The organism is Amycolatopsis rhizosphaerae (genome assembly GCF_007713715.1).
In the GTDB taxonomy this organism is placed as follows: domain Bacteria; phylum Actinomycetota; class Actinomycetes; order Mycobacteriales; family Pseudonocardiaceae; genus Amycolatopsis_E; species Amycolatopsis_E rhizosphaerae.
Map to the genome: position 1 here is coordinate 1 of NZ_VJWX01000757.1, position 2121 is coordinate 2121.

At 72.8% G+C, this 2121-nt stretch carries 3 protein-coding genes; 2 read left to right on the top strand and 1 reads right to left on the bottom strand.

Annotated features, from left to right (window positions below):
- On the bottom strand, window positions 1-572 hold a 572-nt coding region (cofC, locus tag FNH05_RS36455), incomplete at its 3' end, for a 2-phospho-L-lactate guanylyltransferase (RefSeq protein ID WP_246128151.1).
- A 70-nt stretch (window positions 573-642) separates the two neighbouring features.
- On the opposite strand from cofC, the gene FNH05_RS36460 reads away from it, so the two are divergent.
- Complete coding sequence (locus tag FNH05_RS36460) at window positions 643-1386, top strand: lysophospholipid acyltransferase family protein (RefSeq protein WP_144593387.1); 744 nt, start codon at window positions 643-645, stop codon at window positions 1384-1386.
- Window positions 1386-2121: NAD(P)H-dependent glycerol-3-phosphate dehydrogenase (locus FNH05_RS36465; protein WP_144593388.1), on the top strand; the 736-nt coding region annotated here is incomplete at its 3' end. The genes FNH05_RS36460 and FNH05_RS36465, both read left to right, overlap by 1 nt.

The window sequence follows — 2121 nt, forward strand, 5'->3', positions numbered from 1 at the left end:
TCCCGTGCCTGGGCCAGATCGGCCGGGATGTCCACGTCCCGGCGAAGTCCCGGGGCCGGCGCGCGCAGCGCCACGGCGCCCGAAACGGCGTGGGCGCGCGCCGAACCGGCGCCGAACCAGGGATCGAGTGATCCTCCGGGTGCGGACAGCAACAGGGTGGTGCCGGTCCCCGCCCAGTCGGCGACGAACGCGCGGCGCCCCGGGGCCTCCGTCATCGCCGCTGTCAGGTCCGCGGGGCGCAGCGCGGGGAGGTCCGCCTGCAGCGCGCCGATCACCACGCCCGGATCGTCGGCCCGCAGCAGCCGTTCGCCCTGCCGCAACGCGGAGTTGAGGTCGCCGGGCCCGCTTTCGGCGAGGATCTCCACCCCGAACTCCTTCAGCGGCGTGACCGCCTCCGGCTCGGCCGCCACGACCACCACCCGGCGGGCCACCGCGACGGCCGCGGCCACCGTGTCCGAAGCCAGTGCGAGGACCAGTGCCGGGTGGACGGCATCGTCCACCGCGCCGCGGAGCCGCGACTTGCCGGCGCGCGGCGCCTTGAGCGGGACGATCAGATCCACCGGTGTGGGCACGCGACCCATCTTCCCCGATTCCGCACCCTAGGATCAGCGGGAGGCAACGCAGACCACAGCAGGAGGAGCCTTGGCCGGTCGTGAGAAGGGTGGGTTCTGGGTCGGAGCCGCCGCTGCCCTGTTCTACCCCGTCAGCCTGATCGGCCGGCGGGTCTACGTCGGGGCGGAACGGATCCCGCGGCAGGGCGCTGCCCTGCTGGTGCTCAACCACGTCTCCCACATGGATCCCGCGGTCGACGCGGTGTTCGTGCATCGCAACAAGCGGGTCCCGCGGTTTCTGGCCAAGGACAGCGTCGCCAAGGCGCCGATCTTCGGCCGGATCTTCCTCGGCTCCGGCGGCATCCCCGTCTACCGCGGTTCCGCGAGCGCGGGGGACAGTCTGCGCGCGGCGCACCAGGCGTTGCGCGACGGCAAGCTGGTGGTGATCTACCCCGAGGGCACCATCACCAAGGATCCGGAGGGCTGGCCCAAGCGCGCCTACACCGGTGCCGCGCGGCTGGCGCTGGACAACGACGTGCCCGTGATCCCGGTCGCGCGCTGGGGCACCAGCCAGATCCTCGACTTCTACCACAAGAAGCTCCGGCTGCTGCCCCGCAGGACGGTCACGCACGCCGTGGGCGAGCCGATCGACCTGTCCGCCCACCGCGGGAAGGAACAGACCGCCGCCGTCCTGCGCGAGGTGACGGACCTGCTGATGGACCGGGTGACCGAGCTGCTGGCCGGGATCCGGGACGAGGAACCGCCGCGGCGCAAGCCGGGACAGGGCAAACCGGAGGGCGAGGCGGAAAGCGCGGAGACGGTGGACGGTCGTTGATGGTCCCCCAGCGCATCACCGTGCTCGGTGCCGGTTCGTGGGGCACCGCTTTCGCCAAGGTGCTCGCGGACGCGGGCCGGGACGTCACGGTGTGGGCCCGCAGGCCCGAAGTGGCGCGGGAGATCCGGGACGAGCACGTCAACAGCGGTTATCTGCCCGGGGTGCGGCTTCCCGACCGGCTCACCGCGACCGCCGATCCGGCGGAGGCACTGGCGGGGGCGGAGGCGGTCGTGCTGGCCGTGCCGAGCCAGAGCCTGCGCGCGAACCTCACCGGATGGCGCGGCCTGCTGCCCGCCGGCGCGATCCTGGTCAGCCTCGCCAAGGGGGTGGAACTGGGCACGCTGAAGCGGATGAGCGAGGTGATCGCGGAGATCACCGAACGACCGGAGCACGAGATCGTGGTGGTGTCCGGGCCGAACCTGGCCCGGGAGATCGCGCAGGAGCAGCCCGCCGCCGCCGTGCTCGCCTGCACCGACCACGAGCGCGCGGTCGCCATCCAGCACGCGAGCGCGGGGCCGTACTTCCGGCCCTACACCAACACCGACGTGATCGGCTGCGAACTCGGTGGCGCCTGCAAGAACGTGATCGCGCTGAGCTGCGGCATGGCCGCGGGCATGGGCTACGGCGCGAACACCATGGCCACGCTGATCACCCGCGGCCTGGCGGAAATGGCGCGGCTGGGCGTGAAACTCGGCGCCGATCCGCTGACCTTCGCCGGGCTGGCCGGGGTGGGCC